Origin of the sequence: Acidovorax sp. M2(2025), assembly GCF_049330835.1 — a bacterium.
Classification (GTDB): Bacteria; Pseudomonadota; Gammaproteobacteria; order Burkholderiales; family Burkholderiaceae_C; genus Acidovorax.
The window spans coordinates 1,157,663-1,174,668 of record NZ_CP186262.1; the positions used below are offsets into that span (position 1 = coordinate 1,157,663).

Genomic DNA, 17,006 nt, shown 5'->3' on the forward strand with positions numbered 1-17,006 from the left:
GAAAGAGGGATGGATGGGGGGGGTGGATGGGGGGGGATGGGGGTGGATGGGGGTGGATGGGGGTGGGCCGGCGGGTTCAGCCCAGGGGCTTCCACACCGGGGGTTCGGGCTCGGGAAACCGCAGCGGGACCGGACGGGGGCGGGCCATGGCTTCCCACTGGCGCAAGCGCTTGAGCGCGCGGGGCTTGAGGTGGTAGGAGTCCAAACCGGAGCGATGGGTCTTTGACATGGGGGCCTCCAGAACGTTGTCGGGGTCGTCCCATTGGTCCACCCGGCACGCAGCGCGGATGTCGGACAAGGTTGATCAAGGCCATCAGCGGGCACGCTCCCTTCGAAGATGGCGGTGGCGGCCAGGGCGGGTGCGATCTCCTGCCGGCCCAGGTGCTGCTTGGGCACCAGCCGGTCCTCGTCCTTGTGCAGCGCCGTGGTGCGCAGTGCCATCCAGCGGATGGGCCGCAGCAGCTACGGCGGCCAGGTACCCGCCGTAGCTGCTTCTCGCCACGGTCAGGCCACGGCGTCGGCGTCGGCCGCAGGGTGGCCGGTGAGCAGGTCGCACGCGGCCAGCGTGCCGTTGAGGTTGCCCTCGCGCGTGACGGTGTCGCGGTGTGCCTTGTCGCGCGCATGGCCCCGCAAGTCGAAGGTCAGGCACATGCAGCCCAGCGCTGCGATGGCGTGTGCCCGCGCCAGGTATTGCTGCTGGCTGCTGTCCCTGCCGTGAGCGAGCGTTATCCCGGGCACCACGGTGTGGGGCGCCACCGGCGTGGCGGCGCTTGCGCAGGCGGCCGCCACGCAGAACAATTTGCTATTATTTTTATAGCTTCTTGCGCTTGTCCATCAAGCGCTGCGGCCATATTTTGATCAAAATTTGATCCACTATGGCTGCGCCGGTCCCTGTTCAATAGGTTTCCAGGTGCAGGCGCCCTTCGCGCTGCAGGGCGGCCCCCAGCGGTTCCCAGTCGAGCCCGCTGTCCTCGGTAATGTCGCGCAGGGCCAGCACCACGCCTTCTTCCATGCTCTTGAGGCCGCACACGTAAAAGTGCGTGTGGTCGTCGCGCAGCAGCGCGGCCAGGTCGGCGGCGCGCTCGCGCATCAGGTCCTGCACGTAGCGCCGCGGCTGGCCCGGCGTGCGCGAGAACGCCAGGTGGATATCGATGAAGTCCCTGGGCAGGTTTTGCAGCGGGCCGAAGTAGGGCAGTTCCTGCTGCGTGCGGGCGCCGAAGAACAGCAGCAGCCTGCCGCCCTCGAACTTGCCGCTGCTGCGCAGGCGGCGGCGCCATTCGGTCATGGCCCGCATGGGGGCGCTGCCGGTGCCGGTGCACACCATCACGATGTGCGAGCGCGGGTGGTTGGGCATCAGGAACGAGCTGCCGAACGGCCCCACCACCTGCACCGTGTCGCCCACTTGCAAGTCGCACACGTAGTTGGAAGCCACGCCCCGCAGGGCGTTGCCCTGGTGGTCCACGGTGACACGCTTGACCGTGAGCGCCAGGTTGTTGTACCCCGGCCGCTCGCCGTTGCGCGGGCTGGCCACCGAATATTGCCGCGCGTGGTGCGGCCGGCCCTGCGCGTCCGTGCCGGGCGGGATGATGCCAATGGACTGCCCCTCCAGCACCGGAAACGGCAGGCTGCCGAAGTCCAGCACCACATGGTGCGTCTCGCTGGCGAAACCGGCCTCGGTGCAGTTGGCGTTGCCCACCACGATGGCGGTGGCGGGGCTCTTGGGCGCAAACAGGTTGGTGTAGGGGTGGGCGGCCGACCAGGGCGGCACGCTCGCGCCGTAGCGGGCCGCGTGGAACGGCTGCGCGCCGGGCTCGGCGCACGGCGCCGCTGGTGTGGTGGCTGGCGCTGCCGGCGCGTCCTGCGGCGCGTCTTCGGCGGCCCATGAGCCGGGGGGCTGCTCGGCCGGCAGCGCGTCCCAGCCCAGCTGCTCCTCGATGCTGTAGGCGCGCGCCACCGGCACCCTGCGCCAGTTGTCGATGGAGCCCGTGGGGCAAGGCCCGATGCAGGCCATGCAGCCGTTGCACACGTCGGCCCGCACCACGTAGTTGCGGTCGTCGTGCGTGATGGCGTTCACCGGGCAGGTGGCCTCGCAGGTGTTGCAGCGGATGCAGATCTCGGGGTCGATCAGGTGCTGCCTCAGGATGCCGTTGTCGATCAGCGGGGTGCTATCCATGTGCTTCTTCCAACAAGTCTTCCGGCACCCCGGCAGGCGGCTGCTGGAGCAGGCTTTGGCGCCGGCATGGCCCACGCCAGCGCCGCCAAAGGCTCAGGAGGGGGCTCATGGGGCTCCGGGGGCTCCGGGGGCTCAGTTAAAACGGACGTAGTCAAAATCGACGGGCTGGCGGTTGATGCCCATCACCGGCGGAGCGATCCAGCCCGCGAACTTGCCGGGCTCCGCCACGCGGCCCATGAGCGAAGCCACGAAGGCGAAGTCCTCGCCGGTGGGCAGCCATTCGCCCTTGCGCGCGGCCCATTCGGCCTCGCTCACCACGCGGCCGTCGGGCGACATGCGGATGCCCGCCAGTGCGCCGATCTGGCGGTTGAAGGCCTTGTGCGGCACCGCCAGCCGGGTGGCGATGCCCGCCTTTTCCAGCACCTTGTTCCAGCGCGCCACGCCCGCCATCGAGTCCTTGATGAAGTCGTCGCGCAGCACTTCGTTCAGCGCGTTGAGCATGGGCACTTCCTTTTCAACCAGCTGGCCGCTTTGGACCTCCAGCACGCGGTAGGCGTGGCCCTTGAGGATGTGGTCGTCCTCGCGTTTGCCTTCTTCGTACCGGCCCTTGAGGCCCGAGCTGTAGAACGTGGCGGCGTTGCTCGACTGGTCGGCGCCGAACAGGTCGATGGTCACGCTGTAGTGGAAGTTCAGGTAGCGCTGGATGGTGGCCAGGTCGATGGCGCCGGCCGCGCGCACCCGGGCGGGGTCGTCGCTCTTGAGCTCGTTCATCACCTGCGCGGTGCGTGCCAGTACGCGCGAGATGCCGCTCTCGCCCACGAACATGTGGTGCGCTTCCTCGGTCAGCATGAACCTGGTGGTGCGCGCCAGCGGGTCGAACGCGCTCTCGGCCAGCGCCGAGAGCTGGAACTTGCCGTCGCGGTCGGTGAAGTAGGTGAACATGAAGAACGCCAGCCAGTCTGGCGTCTTCTCGTTGAATGCGCCCAGGATGCGCGGGTTGTCCACGTCGCCCGACTGGCGCTGCAGCAGCGCCTCGGCCTCCTCGCGGCCGTCGCGGCCGAAGTGCTTGTGCAGCAGGTACACCATGGCCCACAGGTGGCGGCCTTCCTCCACGTTGATCTGGAAGAGGTTGCGCAGGTCGTACAGGCTGGGCGCCGTCAGGCCCAGGTGCCGCTGCTGCTCCACCGACGCGGGCTCGGTGTCGCCCTGCGTCACGATGATGCGGCGCAGGTTGGCGCGGTGCTCGCCGGGCACGTCCTGCCAGGCCTTCTCGCCCTTGTGGTCGCCGAAGTGGATCTGGCGCTCGGCGTCGCCGGGGTTCAGGAAGATGCCCCAGCGGTAGTCGCGCATCTTCACGTGGCCGAACTGGGCCCATCCGCCCGGGTCCACGCTGACGGCGGTGCGCAGGTAGACCTCGTGGTTCGTCGAGCCCTCGGGGCCCACGTCGTCCCACCACTGGATGAAGTTGGGCTGCCAGCCCTCGAGTGCGCGCTGCAGCGTGCGGTCCTCGCTCAGGTTCACGTTGTTGGGGATCTTCTCGCTGTAGTTGATGGCGCTCATGGTTGTCTCCTGCAGGATGGGAAGTCGGCGACCCGTTCGGCCTGCGCCAGAACGGCCGGGGTGGTGGTGGATGGCTAGACGCGGTTCCAGTCGAAGCCGGCCTTTTCGCCCGTGCCGTAGACCTTGAGCGCGCCCTTGTCCCCCACGGCGTTGGGGCGGTTGAAGATCCAGTTCTGCCACGCTGTCAGGCGGCCGAAGATGCGCGTGGCCATGTTCTCCCGGCCCGCAAAGCGCAGGTTGGCCTCCAGCCCGGTCAGCGCGTCGGGCGACATGGCGGCGCGCTCTTCGATGGCGATGCGGATCTCGTCGTCCCAGTCGATGTCGTCGGGTGCGGCGGTGACCAGGCCCAGGGCCAGCGCGGCATCGGCGTCCAGCGGCCGGCCCGCCGCGGCGCGGGCGGCCTCGAGCGGCGCGCTTTCCTCGTAGAAGCGGCGCTGCAGGCGGCTTTGTCCATTCACCATGGGCAGCAGGCCGAAGTTGAATTCGTTGAGCGTGAGCCGGGGCGCGCGCGCCGCGTCGTCCGGCAGGGCCAGCATGTAGGTGCGGTCGGCCGCGAAGGCCAGCTCGGCCAGCGATCCCGCAAAGGCCGAGCCCGGCTCCACCAGCGCAAACAGGCTGCGCGAGGACACGTCCAGCCGCGCGAAAGTGCGGCGCAGCGCGCCCAGCGTCTCGCGCGCCAGCCAGTGGTGCTGGTGGGCCAGCAGCGTGGCGTCGCTGGCCAGCACGGCCTGCGCATCGCCCGCGGTTTGCAGCAGCCAGGTGCCGATCTGCAGCTCGTTGGTGCGCAGGTGCAGGATGGCATCGTCCAGCTCGCGCGCCAGCGCCAGCGGCCACCACGCGGCGCCTGCGGCCTCGATGCCCGCAGCGTCTGCCGGCTGCGGTCCGGCGGGGGCGTGCAGCGTCAGGGTGGCGGTGCGGCGCGTGCGGTCGATGTCGACGTGGACATGCGCGTAGCGCAGGCGGTCGGCCGCCTCTTCGCGCTCGATGCGTGCGAGCGCAATGCCGCGGGCCTCCGTTGGGCGCGGGCTGCCCTCGGCCAGGCGGGCGGCGGCCTCCTGGACCGCGGCGGCGAACTGCGCCGGCTTGGCAATGCGGTCCACCAGGCGCCAGTCCACCGCGCGCTGGCCGCGCGCGCCCTCCACGCTGGTGCAGAAGATGTCGGCCAGGTCGTGGCGCACGTGGCGCTTGTCCGTCACGCGGGTCAGTCCGCCGGTGCCGGGCAGCACGCCCAGCAGCGGCACCTCGGGCAGCGACACGGCGGACGAGCGGTCGTCCACCAGCACGATCTCGTCGCAGGCCAGGGCCAGCTCGTAGCCGCCGCCCGCGCAGGCGCCGTTCACGGCCGCCACGAACTTGATGCCCGAGTGCCGCGAGGAATCCTCGATGCCGTTGCGCGTCTCGTTGGTGAACTTGCAGAAGTTCACCTTCCACGCGTGGCTGGAGACGCCCAGCATGAAGATGTTGGCGCCCGAGCAGAAGACGCGGTCGCGGGCGCTGGTGACCACCACGGTGCGCACGGTGGGGTGCTCGAAGCGGATGCGGTTGAGTGCGTCGTGCAGTTCGATGTCCACCCCGAGGTCGTAGCTGTTGAGCTTGAGCTTGTAGCCGGGGCGAATGCCCCCGTCTTCGGCAATGTCCATAGTCAGGCGCGCCACCGGGCCATCCACCGACAGCTTCCAGTGGCGGTACTGCGAGGGGTCGGTGCGGTAGTCCACGCGTGCGGGTGGCCGGGGTTCGGCGGTCATGGGCATCTCCCTGAACAATGCTGCAAAATAATGCAAATCAACCGTGTCGACATGCATCATCATGCATGTTTTCGGCAAAGTCAATGCCTGCCGCTGCCGGCGCATCGGCAGCCTGGTCTGTGAACGCTAAGGGGTCTTAGGTGGCGGGGCGGTCCATCAGCTGCCGCACGCCCGTGCGCAGCTGCCGCAAGCTCTCTTCCAGCGTGCGGCCGGAGGTGTCCACGGTCAGGTCGGCTTTCGAGTAGAAGGCCGCGCGGCCCTCCAGGATGCGGCGCAGGTCGTCCATGGCTTCCCGGCTGGCGGCCATCGGGCGCATGTCGCCCTGTGCAAGGACACGGCCCATGTGCTCCTCGGGCGCGGCGCGCAGCCACACGGTGGTGCAATGCGCGAGCAATTCGTTGAACGTGGCGGGGTCCGAGACGATGCCGCCCGGCGTGGCAATCACGACGTCGGCGTGGATCTGCACCACCTCCTCCAGCGCGCGGCGCTCGTAGCGGCGGTAGGCGGTGGCGCCATACAGGTCGTGGATCTCGCGCACGCTGCAGCCGGCCAGGGCTTCGATCTCGCGGCTCAGCTCGATGAACGGCACGTCCAGATCGCGCGCCAGCAGCGGGCCCAGCGTCGACTTGCCCGCGCCGCGCAGCCCGATCAGGGCAATGCGGCCGTGCCGCGCCGTGTCGCTCGCGCCGCTGTTGAGCAGCGCGTGCAGCGCCAGCCGCGCCCGCCGCAGGTCGGCCTCGCTGCGGTGTTCCAGCAGTTCGCGGATCAGCAGCCACTCCGGCGAGCGGGTGGTGAAGTCGCCCAGCAGCTCGGCCAGCGGGCAGTGCAGGGCGCCGGCCACCTGGTGCAGCACGAGGATGGATGCGTTGCCGGTGCCGTACTCCAGGTTGGCAAGGTGGCGCTCCGAGACCCCGGCGGCCTGGGCCGCGGCCTTGCGGGTCAGCCCGCGCTGCGCGCGCAGGTTGCGCACGCGTTCGCCCAGTGCCGTCAGCAGCGGGTTGCGGGCCTCGTCGGCGGTCTGCGGGAGTTCGGCGGTGTCAGGAGTGTCCATGGAGGTGGGCCGGTCTGCTGCGCCAGCAAGCGCGGCGGCACAGGGTGGTTTTATGCACTATAGTGCTTGACACTGCGTCAAGCATTACTTATGGTTCATGCGGAGGCAAAATACTGCACATCTTCCGGTTCCGCAAGCACGCACATCAATGGCGTGCACTGTGCTGATTGTCCCCGCCCGCCGGCGCACCATTTTTCTTTCCCTCGCCAACGCGCCGGCGCCCCCCAGGAACTTGGAGGCCCTCCCATGACCAGCCTGCCGGAACGGTTCAACTTCGCGGCGCATCTGTTCGAGCTCAACCGGGGGCACGCGGGCCGCACGGCCTACATCGACGACCGCGGCCGCCTGGCGTATGGCGCGCTGGAAGACCGCGCGCGGCGGCTGGCCGCCGTGCTGCTGGACGCTGGCGTGCGGCGTGAGGAGCGCGTGTTGCTGCTGATGCATGACACCAGCGACTGGCCGGTGTGCTTTCTGGGGTGCCTGTACGCCGGCGTGGTGCCGGTGGCGGTGAACACGCTGCTCACGGCGGCCGACTATGCCTACATGCTGGCCCACAGCCGCGCACAGGCCGCGCTGGTGTCTGGCGCGCTGCTGCCCGTGTTGTCGCAGGCCCTGGCGCAAGGCCCGCACGAGGTGGGAACGCTGCTGGTGTCCCAGCCCGTGGGCAGGCTGCACGCCGGGGCGCGCGATCTCGAAGCGGCGATCGGCGCCGAGCAGCCCCTGCCCGCCGCGGCGCCCACGGGGGCGGACGAACCCGGCTTCTGGCTGTATTCCTCCGGCTCCACCGGCAAGCCCAAGGGCACGGTGCACACCCACGGCAACCTGTGGTGGACGGCCGAGCTGTACGGCAAGCCCGTGCTGGGCCTGACCCCCGAGGACGTGTGCTTCTCAGCCGCCAAGCTGTACTTTGCCTACGGCCTGGGCAACGCGCTCACCTTCCCGCTGTCCGTAGGGGCCACGGTGGTGCTGATGGCCGAGCGTCCTACGCCCGATGCCACCTTCCGGCGCTGGGTGGAGCACCGGCCCACGGTGTTCTTTGGCGCGCCCACGGGCTTTGCGGGCATGCTGGCCTCGCCGCGGCTGCCGGAGCGCGCGGCGGTGGCCCTGCGCATGTGCTCCTCGGCCGGGGAGGCGCTGCCGGCCGAGATCGCCCAGCGTTTCAAGGCGCACTTCGGCTGCGACATCATCGACGGCATCGGCTCCACGGAGATGCTGCACATCTTCCTCTCCAACCGGCCTGGCGACATCCGCTACGGCACGACCGGCAAGCCGGTGCCGGGCTACGAGGTCGCGTTGCGGGGCGAAGACGGGCAGCCCGTGCCCGACGGCGAGGTGGGCGACCTGTACATCCGCGGCCCCAGCGCCGCGCTCCTGTACTGGGGCCAGCGCGACAAGACGCGCGAGACCTTCCAGGGCGGCTGGACCAAGAGCGGCGACAAGTACGTGCGCGACGCCGAGGGCTACTACACCTATGCCGGCCGCAGCGACGACATGCTCAAGGTCAGCGGCATCTACGTGTCGCCGTTCGAGGTGGAGTCCACGCTGATGCAGCACCCCGCCGTGCTGGAGGCGGCGGTGATCGGCACGCAGGACGCCCAGGGCCTGACCAAGGCCAAGGCCTTCGTGGTGCTCAAGGATGGGCAGGCCGCCACGCAAGAGGCGCTGCAGGCGTTCGTGAAGGAGCGCCTGGCGCCCTATAAATATCCCCGCTTCATCGAGTTCCTATCCGAATTGCCCAAGACCGCCACCGGCAAGATCCAGCGCTTTCGGCTGCGCGAACGGGAGGCGCGGGCATGAACGGCGAAACAACGGCCAGCGCCTTTGCCGCCGTGCCCTGGGGCGAGCGCGTGGTGCGCCTGGAGTACCAATGGATCGCGCCGGAGCGCGAGGGCGCGCCGCTGCTGGTGTTCCTGCACGAAGGGCTGGGATCGCTGGCGATGTGGAAAAGCTTCCCGCACCAGCTGTGCGCGGCAGGCGGGTTCCGCGGGCTGGTCTTTTCGCGGCCCGGCTATGGGCGTTCCACGCCCCGGGCGCCGCAGGAGGCGTGGGGCGTGGACTTCATGCACCAGCAGGCGCAGCAGGTGCTGCCCGCGCTCCTCGACGCGCTGGGTGTGCATGGGCCGGTGTGGCTCTTCGGGCACAGCGATGGCGCGTCCATCGCGCTGCTGCACGCCGCGGCCTGTGCGCACCGTGTGCAGGGACTGGTGGTGCTGGCGCCCCACATCTTCGTGGAAGACATCACCGTGCAGAACATCGAAAAGGCCCGGCAGGCCTACCAGACCACCGATCTGCGGGACCGCCTGGCCCCGTACCACGAGGACCCCGATTCCGCCTTCTGGGGGTGGAACCGCATCTGGCTGGACCCGGCCTTTCGCCGCTGGAACATCGAAGCCGACCTGGCGTCGGTGCGCGCCCCCGTGCTGGCGGTGCAAGGCCTTGCGGACGAGTACGGCACGCTGGCGCAGATCCGGGGCATCGCGGCCCGCGTGCGCGGCACGCAGCTGCTGGAGCTGGCCGATTGCGGCCATTCGCCCCACCGCGACCAGCCCCTGGCGGTGGTGCGCGAGGCGGTGGCCTTCGTGCAGGCGGCCGACCCGCGCGCCCGAACAGCGGTCGGCCCGGCCTGAGCTGCGGGTTGCGCTGCTGCGCGGGCCGGGCCGCAAGAAAGAAAAGACCCGCGGCCGCGAGGCGACGGGTCTTGGGGGTGCGGCGGCCGGTGGAAACCGGGCCGCCGCGGTGGCAGGGGAACTGCCGGGGGGGCAGGCGCTCAGGCGCTCAGGCCGTGGCGTCCTTGAGCTTCTTCAGCGCGCGGGTCTTGATCTTGACCGACGCGGGCTTGGCGGGGAACCAGCGCTCTTCGCCCGTGAACGGGTCCTTGCCGAAGCGCTTCTTCTTCGCAGGGATCTGCTGCAGGCCGATCTTCATCAGGCCGGGCAGCGTGAACTCGCCCGAGCCCTTCTTGTGCACGGAACCCAGGATCGCGGCTTCCAGCGCGGACAGCACGGCCTTGGCAGCCTTCAGCTCCACGCCGGCCTGTTCAGCCAGGTGGGCGAGCAGCGAGGTCTTGTTGAATGCGGCCTTGATGGGCTTGACGCCTGCGGCGGCTGCGGGCGCAGCGGCCTTCTTGGCTGCGGGAGCAGCAGCCTTCTTTGCAGCAGCGGGTGCCTTCTTGGCGGCAGCGGGCGCTGCGGCCTTGACGGCCTTCTTTGCCGGTGCGGCGGTCTTCTTTGCAGTTGCCATGATGGTGATTTCTTGTAGGTTCAGAGTTGCACGATGCCTCCCCTGCTTTGCAGGGAGGTGCGCAATTCTAGGTGCGGCGCGGTTGCGGCGCAAAACCTAAGCCCCATCAACGCGCCTTGGCAAGGCGCGCTGCGCGGGAAGTCACGGGCGGCTGGCGGTGCGCGCTGCGGCGCAGGTGCCGTCAACGAGGCTGTGCGTCCTGGTGGCGCAAGCGCCACACGTGCAGGCGCTGGCGCTGCAGGGCCAGGAGCTCCACCAGCCCCCAGGCCAGAACGCACCCCAGCGTGCACCAGCGCAATGCCTGGCGGGCCATGGTGCTTCAGTCGGGCGACGACGGCACGGCGGCGTCGTCGAACACGGACCATTCATGGGTGCGCGGCAGGTCGAAGCTCAACCCCCCGGGCGCATCAAAGAGTTCATCCAGCAGCCGCTGCAGTCCGAGCCATCTCCAGAGCATGATCGTGCGCCTCTTCGACAGGTTGAGTTGCCTGGCAAGGTAACGCGCTTGTGTGACAGCTGCGCGTCGTTTTGCCGAAATCCCACACCCCGGCACGCGGGCAGCACAGGGGCCTGGGCCGGGGCTATGCTCTGCGCCAATCCCTGCCGTCCACCCTCCGCTGCGCCTGCCCTGACACTGCCATGAACACCCTGCCCGAGCTGCTGGCGCTGGAGAAGATCATGGAAATGGGCGCGCCGCACCTGCAGGTGCGCGTGGTGGCGGAGGTGACGGTGGCCTCAGGCACCTGTTTTCCCATCCACGCCATGGCCCTGGGCAATGCGGCGCTGGACGTGCCCGTGATCGGTTTCTTTGGCGGGGTGCACGGGCTGGAGCGCATCGGCGCCGAGGTGGTCATCGCCTACCTGCAGAGCCTCGTGATGCGGCTGCAGTGGGACACCCTGCTGCACCGCCAGCTGGAGCGCATGCGCCTGGTGTTCATGCCGGTGGTGAACCCCGGCGGCATGTGGACGGCCACGCGCGCCAATCCCCGCGGCGTGGATCTGATGCGCAACGCCCCGGTCGACGCCACCGACCGGGTGCCGTTGTGGATTGGCGGGCAGCGGGTGAGCGCCGGGCTGCCCTGGTACCGCGGGCGCCTGGGGGACCCGCTGGAGGTGGAAAGCGCCGCCTTGTGCAGCGTGGTGCAGCAGGAGCTGCTGGCGCGCCCGTTCAGCATGGCGCTGGACTGCCACTCGGGCTTTGGCGTGAAGGACCGGCTGTGGTTCCCGTTCGCCCACACGCGCAAACCCATTGAGCACCTGGCGGAGATGCACGCGCTGCAGGAGATCTTCCTGCAGGCCCACAGCCACCACCCGTACACCATCGAGCCGCAAAGCGCGCAGTACCTGGCGCACGGCGACCTGTGGGACCACCTGTACCTGCAGGCCTGCCGCGAACGCCCGGAGCACACCTTCCTGCCGCTCACGCTGGAGATGGGCTCGTGGCTGTGGATCAAGAAGAACCCGCGCCAGCTGTTCTCGCGCAACGGCATCTTCAACCCGCTCATCAGCCACCGCCAGCAGCGCGTGCTGCGGCGCCACGTGTCGCTGCTGGACTTTCTGGCACGCGCTGCCTGCAGCCACGACCGGTGGACGCCCGCTCCCGCGCAGCGGGCGCAGCGGCGCGCGCAGGCCCTGGCGGCGTGGTACTGATGCGAGAAGGAGGCGGCGCCGTGCGCCAATGGATCTTGCTGCGGGGCCTGGCCCGCGAGACCGCGCACTGGGGGGACTTTGGGGACCGCCTGGCCCGCGCATTGCCGCAGGACCGCGTGCTGGCGCTGGACCTGCCGGGCCATGGGGAATTGCACCGCCAGGCATCGCCCGCGTCGGTGCCGGGCATGGCGCAGGCGTGCCGCGCTGCGCTGGCCGCGCGCGGCGTGGCGCCGCCGTACCACCTGCTGGCCCTGTCGCTGGGCGCCATGGTGGCCACGCAGTGGGCCCGGGAGGCGCCCGCGGAGGTGGCCGGCTGCGTGCTGGTGAACACCAGCCTGCGGCCCTTCAGCCCCTTCTACCAGCGGCTGCGGCCGCGCAACTATGGCGCGCTGCTGCGCCTGCTGCTGGCCGGCGGGTCGGCACAGGCGGTGGAGCGCACCGTCTTGCGCATGACCAGCCGCCGCACGGACGACGGCGTGGACGACGTGGTGCGCCAGTGGGCTGCCGTGCGCGCCCAGCGGCCCGTGCCGGCCGGCAACACGCTGCGCCAGCTGCTGGCGGCCGTCCGCTACCGCGCCCCCCCGAGTGCGCCGGTGCCGCGCATGCTGCTGCTGGCAAGCCGCCAGGACGGCCTGGTGGACTGCGCCTGCTCGCACGCCATTGCCGCCGCCTGGGGCGTGCCGCTGGTGCTGCACCCGTGGGCCGGGCACGACCTGCCGCTGGACGACCCGGCATGGGTGGTGGAGCAGGTGGCGGCCTGGCTGCGCTGCGCTTGAGATGGCCCGTGGGCCTCTGAGACGCGTTTCGAGGGGAGGCTAAGACTGCTTGAATACCACGGCCTCCAGGGCCATGGCGCGGATCGATTCGGCCGCGGCGTTGGCTTGCGCGCGGCTGGCGTAAGGCCCCACACGCACGCGAATGCGCCGGCCCTTGGCGCCCTGCAGTTCCTGGCGGAAGGCGGGCAGGCCTTCGTTGAGCAGCCGCGCCTGGGCCTTGCGGGCATTGGCTTCCTCCGCAAACAGCCCCACGTTGATGTAGTAGCCCGGCGCAGAGCCGACAGGGGCCGGTGCGGGTGCCGTGGCGGCTGACGCAGCCGGCTTGGCAGGCTTGGTGGCGGGGGCGGCCTGCGCGGCAGAGGTAGCAGAGGCGACGGGCCGGCGCCCGTGGTTGTCGGAAGCACTTGCCTTCTTCGGCTCGGCCTTGGTGGCCGGCTTGGCCGGTGCAGAGGTGACCGCTGCTGCAGGAGTTGGTGCCGGTGCCGCAGCTGCCGCCGGTGCAGGTGCAGGTGCAGGTGCAGGTGCAGGTGCAGGTGCAGGTGCAGGTGCAGGGGGCGCCGCGGATGCAGGGGTGGAGGCAGCCGGCGTGGCGGCGGGCGGTGCCGCTTCGTCCGATCCTGCCTCCACGGGGGGCTGGGCCGGGGGCGGCAGTTCGCCCACCGGCAGGGTTTTGGGGGGGGCGGACGGCGGGGTGTGGGCCGCCGTTGCCTGGGCCACGGTCACGTCGGGCTCCAGCGCCAGCGGGCGCGTCTGCGATGCCGGCCAGAGCAGGAAGGCCAGTACGGCGGCCGCTGCCAGCGCCCCCGTGGCCAGCACCACCGCTTGCAGCCGCTTGCGCGAGCTGGCCTGCCGCTCCAGCAGCCGGCAGGCTTCGGGCAGGGTGCGCGATGCCGCCAGTGCGCGCGCCACGCGCTTGCGGATGTCGGCGTACAGCAGTGCGTTGCCGTACAGGCCTGGCACCGCAAAGGCCAGCACCGCCACGGCCCCCAGCACGCCCAGCTCCACGCCCATCGGCCAGTGGAGCACGGCGCGCCCCAGGGCGAACGCGCCCAGCGCCAGGCCTTCGGCGGCGGCCACGTAGACCAGTGCCGGCGTCCAGAGCTGCCGGAACACCATCCAGCTGATGGTGGCCAGGCAAGCGGCCCAGTTCCAGGTGGTGGTCGTGCGGCCGGTGGCGTCAAAACGCTCGAACACCGCGATGTAGTAGTCGGTGTTCACCGGCCCCAGCGCCAGCCGGGACAGGGCCGTCATGGCGTTGTCCGACGGCGACTCCAGCCCCTGGGCCGGGATGATGGACGCGACGGGATCCGTGTGGTCGAGCATGGACCGATTCTGTCACGCGCGGGGCTGTGTGTTACAGCCGCTGGCGCGGCCGCGCAACGCCCTGCGGGCGGCATTGGCGCAGCGGGCCGGGGCGCCCGGGCGGTGGCGGCCGGTGTGCGCGCCGGCCTACCCGGGGTGTGGGATGCAGCGGCTGGTGCAATTTGCTATCAATAGAAGAGCTGCTTGCGCTTGCTGCATAAGCGCTGGAGGCAGTTTTGATTCAAATTTTGACTTTTCCCGTCAGGCCCGCGCGCCGCGCAGCAGGCGCAGCCCGTTGGCCACCACGATCAGGCTGGCGCCCATGTCGGCAAACACGGCCATCCACATCGAGGCGTTGCCCGCCACGGCCAGCACCAGGAACACGGCCTTGATGCCCAGCGCGATGGCAATGTTCTGCACCAGCACGCCGCGCGTGTGGCGCGACAGCCGGATCACCTCGGGGATCCGGCGCAGGTCGTCGTTCATGATGACCACGTCGGCGGCCTCCATGGCCGTGTCGGTGCCCGCGCCTCCCATGGCAAAGCCGATGTCGGCGCGGGCCAGGGCGGGCGCGTCGTTGATGCCGTCGCCTACCATGGCCACGTGGGCGCCGTGCCGCGCCTGCAGGGCTTCGATGGCGGCCAGCTTGTCTTCGGGCAGCAGGTTGCCGCGGGCCTCGTCAAGACCGGCCTCGTGCGCAATCGTGCGGGCCGTGGTGGCGTTGTCGCCCGTCAGCATCACGGTGGCCACGCCCAGCGCGCGCAGCTGCGCAACGGCCTCGCGCGAGCTGGGCTTGATGGTGTCGGCCACGGCCAGCACGGCCAGCACTTCGGTGCCGTCGGCCAGCAGCGTCACGGTGCGGCCCTGCTGCTCGTGGGCCGCCAGGCGCGCTTCCAGGGCAGGGCTGCACAGGCCGCGTTCTTCGATCAGCCGGTGGTTGCCCAGCACCAGCGTGCGCCCGTCCACCTGGCCCTGCACGCCCCGGCCCGCCAGGGCGGTAAAGCCTTGTACCGCCGGGCCGGCCTGCGCGGCTGCCGTGCCGGCCGTGTCGTGCAGGCCCTGCGCGATGGCGCGCGACACCGGGTGGTCCGAGTGCCCGGCCAGCGCGGCCGCCCAGCCCAGCACCTGGGCCGTGGGGGCCGTGGTCGCCAGCACCTCCTGCGCCACCAGGCGGGGGCGGCCTTCGGTGATGGTGCCGGTCTTGTCTAGCGCCACGGCGCGCAGCCGGTGCGCGCCCTCCAGGTGCACGCCGCCCTTGATGAGGATGCCGCGCCGCGCGGCCGACGCCAGCGCGCTGACCACGGTGACGGGCGTGGCAATCACCAGCGCGCAGGGGCAGGCGATGACCAGCAGCACCAGCGCCTTGTACAGCGCCTCCATCCATCCCCAGCCCAGCGCCCAGGGCGCCAGCACCGCCACCAGCAGCGCGGCCGCGAACACGGCGGGCGTGTAGACGGCGGCAAACCGGTCCACAAACTGCTGCGTGGGGGCTCGCGCGCCCTGGGCCTGCTCCACGGCGTGGATGATGCGCGCCAGCGTGGTGTTGCTGGCGGCGGCGGTCACGGTCACCTCCAGCAGGCCGGTGTCGTTGATGGTGCCTGCGAACACGGCGTCCCCCACGCCCTTGTCCACCGGGATGCTCTCGCCGGTGACGGGCGCCTGGTTCACGGCACTGGTGCCGGCCGCCACGGTGCCGTCCAGCGGAATGCGGGCGCCCGGCTTCACGCGCACCGTTGCGCCCAGCGGCACGTCGGCACACGGCACCACGGCCCAGCGGCCGTCGGCCTGGCGCACTTCCGCCGTGTCGGGCGCCAGGGCCAGCAGGCCCTGGATGGCATTGCGCGCCCGGTCCACCGCGCGCGCCTCGATCAGCTCGGCCACGGCGTACAGCGCCATCACCATGGCGGCTTCGGGCCACTGGCCGATCAGGAAGGCACCGGTGACGGCCACCGTCATCAGCGCATTGATGTTCAGCCGCCCCTGGCGCAGGGCGGCCAGGCCCTTGCGGTAGGTGGAAAAGCCCGCCAGGCCAATGGCCGTGGCGGCCACGCCCATGCCCAGGGCGCGAAAGGCCTGCGTGTCGGGCGCGAAGAACGCCACCACCTCGGCGCCCACGGCCAGGGCCAGCGCCGCGCCCAGGCGCAGCAGGCCGTCGGCGGGCGTCGCGGCCGCCACCGAGGCCGCGTCCAGCGGCTCGGGGTCAAAACCCGCCTTGCGGATCGCGGCCAGGGCAGCCGGCAGCACGTCGGCGGGCGCGTCGATGGCCAGCGTGCGGGCACCCAGCTGGAAGCCCAGCCCGCGGATGCCGGGCACGCTGGCCAGCGCATGGCGGATCTCGCTTTCCTCGGCCGCGCAGTCCATGGCCGTGATGCGAAAGCGCGTGCCTGGCTGCGGCGAGGCGGTTGCGCCCGGCTGGGCGGCGGCTGCGGGTGCACAGCAATCGGGGCCGTGGGCGCCGTGGCTGTGCTCGGCATGGCTGTGCGCGGCATGGCTGTGCGCGGCATGGCTGTGGGGGGCGGGGGGCGGGGGGCTGCTGATGCTGCTGCAGGCGCTGCCGCAGCACAGGGTGGACGGGGTGTGTTCCTGGGTCATACGGCCATTGGAAACCTTGAAGCCGCTTGAGGGTCAAGCGGCGGCAGGGGGGCTGGTGCCGGGGCCGCACCAACGCCCGCCCCAACGCCCGTTCCAACGCCCGTTCCAACGCCCGGCTGGCAAGGGCATTGCCGCCGCTCTACCATTCAGGCTTTGCCTTTCCGCACACCGCTATGTCCGCCCCTGCTGCCCCCACCTCCCTCAAGATCGATTTCGTGTCCGACGTGTCCTGCCCCTGGTGCATCATCGGCCTCAAGGCGCTGGAGCAGGCGGCGGACCGCTTGAAAGGCGAGGTGGCGCTGGACCTGCACTTCCAGCCCTTCGAGCTGAACCCCCAGATGGCGCCGGAAGGCCAGGACATCGGCGAGCACCTGCACGAAAAGTACGGCGCCACGCCCGAGCAAAGCCAGAAGAACCGCGAGGCCATTGCGGCGCGCGGCGCGGCGCTGGGCTTCACCTTCAACCTGGACAAGCGCAGCCGCATCTACAACACCTTTGATGCGCATCGCCTGCTGCACTGGGCCGAGGACAAGGGCCTGCAGACGCAGCTCAAGCACGCGCTGTTCAAGGCCTATTTCACAGACGGCCAAAGCCCCGGCGACCACGAGGTGCTGGTGCGCGTGGCCGGCGAGGTGGGGCTGGACGCCGCCGAGGCGCGCGAGGTGCTGGCCTCGGGCCGCTATGCCGACGAGGTGCGCGAGCGCGAGCAGCTCTACCTGCGCAGCGGCATCCATTCCGTGCCGGCCATCATCGTCAACGATCGCCACCTGATCCAGGGCGGGCAGCCGGTGGAGGTGTTCGAGCAAGCCCTGCGGCAGATTGCGGGCCAGTCCTGATCGGATTGCTATTGTTTTAATAGCTTCTTGCGCTTGCTGGATAAGCGCTGGGGCCATTTTTTATGCATAAACGCAAAAGGG

The 17,006-nt window shown here is 70.5% G+C and carries 16 protein-coding genes; 5 read left to right on the forward strand and 11 right to left on the reverse strand.

Annotated elements, in window-relative coordinates; translation table 11 throughout:
* Positions 1-76: 76 nt before the first annotated feature.
* From ACOYR3_RS05355 to ACOYR3_RS05380, 6 genes are all read right to left on the reverse strand, one after another.
* The gene (locus ACOYR3_RS05355; RefSeq protein ID WP_422845443.1) at positions 77-229 is read right to left on the reverse strand and encodes a hypothetical protein; all 153 of its coding nucleotides are present in this window, start codon (positions 227-229) and stop codon (positions 77-79) included.
* Positions 230-504: 275 nt separating this feature from the next.
* Positions 505-789, reverse strand: coding sequence for a hypothetical protein (locus ACOYR3_RS05360; RefSeq protein ID WP_422845444.1), 285 nt, complete (start codon positions 787-789; stop codon positions 505-507).
* Between the two features lie 106 nt (positions 790-895).
* A complete protein-coding gene (gene boxA, locus ACOYR3_RS05365) occupies positions 896-2,173 on the reverse strand; it encodes a benzoyl-CoA 2,3-epoxidase subunit BoxA (protein ID WP_422845445.1) in 1,278 nt (425 codons plus the stop codon).
* Positions 2,174-2,305: 132 nt separating this feature from the next.
* A complete protein-coding gene (boxB, locus tag ACOYR3_RS05370; RefSeq protein WP_422845446.1) occupies positions 2,306-3,733 on the reverse strand; it encodes a benzoyl-CoA 2,3-epoxidase subunit BoxB in 1,428 nt (475 codons plus the stop codon).
* 74 nt (positions 3,734-3,807) lie between these two features.
* Positions 3,808-5,478 (reverse strand): 2,3-epoxybenzoyl-CoA dihydrolase, encoded by a 1,671-nt coding sequence (gene boxC / locus ACOYR3_RS05375; protein ID WP_422845447.1) that lies wholly within the window; start codon positions 5,476-5,478, stop codon positions 3,808-3,810.
* 136 nt (positions 5,479-5,614) lie between these two features.
* Positions 5,615-6,529: a helix-turn-helix transcriptional regulator gene (locus ACOYR3_RS05380; protein ID WP_422845448.1), complete on the reverse strand. Its 915-nt coding sequence runs from the start codon at positions 6,527-6,529 to the stop codon at positions 5,615-5,617.
* Positions 6,530-6,775: 246 nt separating this feature from the next.
* Here ACOYR3_RS05380 and ACOYR3_RS05385 point away from each other — a divergent pair, with 246 nt between their 5' ends.
* Both ACOYR3_RS05385 and ACOYR3_RS05390 read left to right on the forward strand, forming a co-directional pair.
* Positions 6,776-8,326 carry a benzoate-CoA ligase family protein gene (locus ACOYR3_RS05385; RefSeq protein WP_422845449.1) on the forward strand — a complete coding sequence of 517 codons (1,551 nt, stop codon included), beginning with the start codon at positions 6,776-6,778 and terminating at the stop codon, positions 8,324-8,326.
* Positions 8,323-9,156 carry an alpha/beta fold hydrolase gene (locus ACOYR3_RS05390; protein WP_422845450.1) on the forward strand — a complete coding sequence of 278 codons (834 nt, stop codon included), beginning with the start codon at positions 8,323-8,325 and terminating at the stop codon, positions 9,154-9,156. The genes ACOYR3_RS05385 and ACOYR3_RS05390 overlap by 4 nt, the downstream gene beginning before the upstream one ends.
* Before the next feature lie 148 nt (positions 9,157-9,304).
* On the opposite strand, the gene ACOYR3_RS05395 is transcribed toward ACOYR3_RS05390, so the two are convergent.
* From ACOYR3_RS05395 to ACOYR3_RS05405, 3 genes are all read right to left on the reverse strand, one after another.
* Positions 9,305-9,769 carry an HU family DNA-binding protein gene (locus ACOYR3_RS05395; protein ID WP_422845451.1) on the reverse strand — a complete coding sequence of 155 codons (465 nt, stop codon included), beginning with the start codon at positions 9,767-9,769 and terminating at the stop codon, positions 9,305-9,307.
* Between the two features lie 181 nt (positions 9,770-9,950).
* Entirely contained in the window at positions 9,951-10,082 is a 132-nt protein-coding gene (locus ACOYR3_RS05400; RefSeq protein WP_422845452.1) for a hypothetical protein, read from the reverse strand.
* A 6-nt stretch (positions 10,083-10,088) separates the two neighbouring features.
* Positions 10,089-10,226, reverse strand: coding sequence for a hypothetical protein (locus ACOYR3_RS05405; RefSeq protein WP_291484710.1), 138 nt, complete (start codon positions 10,224-10,226; stop codon positions 10,089-10,091).
* A gap of 182 nt (positions 10,227-10,408) precedes the next feature.
* Here ACOYR3_RS05405 and ACOYR3_RS05410 point away from each other — a divergent pair, with 182 nt between their 5' ends.
* Together ACOYR3_RS05410 and ACOYR3_RS05415 are read left to right on the forward strand one after the other, a co-directional pair.
* Positions 10,409-11,419, forward strand: a complete 1,011-nt coding sequence (locus ACOYR3_RS05410; RefSeq protein ID WP_422845453.1) for a M14 family zinc carboxypeptidase — start codon at positions 10,409-10,411, stop codon at positions 11,417-11,419.
* Positions 11,420-11,439: 20 nt separating this feature from the next.
* Positions 11,440-12,195 (forward strand): alpha/beta fold hydrolase, encoded by a 756-nt coding sequence (locus ACOYR3_RS05415; protein ID WP_422845454.1) that lies wholly within the window; start codon positions 11,440-11,442, stop codon positions 12,193-12,195.
* A 39-nt stretch (positions 12,196-12,234) separates the two neighbouring features.
* Here ACOYR3_RS05415 and ACOYR3_RS05420 read toward each other — a convergent pair whose 3' ends face one another.
* Complete coding sequence (locus ACOYR3_RS05420; protein ID WP_422845455.1) at positions 12,235-13,518, reverse strand: SPOR domain-containing protein; 1,284 nt, start codon at positions 13,516-13,518, stop codon at positions 12,235-12,237.
* Positions 13,519-13,758: 240 nt separating this feature from the next.
* Positions 13,759-16,089 (reverse strand): heavy metal translocating P-type ATPase, encoded by a 2,331-nt coding sequence (locus ACOYR3_RS05425; RefSeq protein ID WP_422845456.1) that lies wholly within the window; start codon positions 16,087-16,089, stop codon positions 13,759-13,761.
* Positions 16,090-16,262: 173 nt separating this feature from the next.
* On the opposite strand from ACOYR3_RS05425, the gene ACOYR3_RS05430 reads away from it, so the two are divergent.
* Positions 16,263-16,925, forward strand: coding sequence for a DsbA family oxidoreductase (locus ACOYR3_RS05430; protein WP_422845457.1), 663 nt, complete (start codon positions 16,263-16,265; stop codon positions 16,923-16,925).
* Positions 16,926-17,006 lie beyond the last annotated feature (81 nt).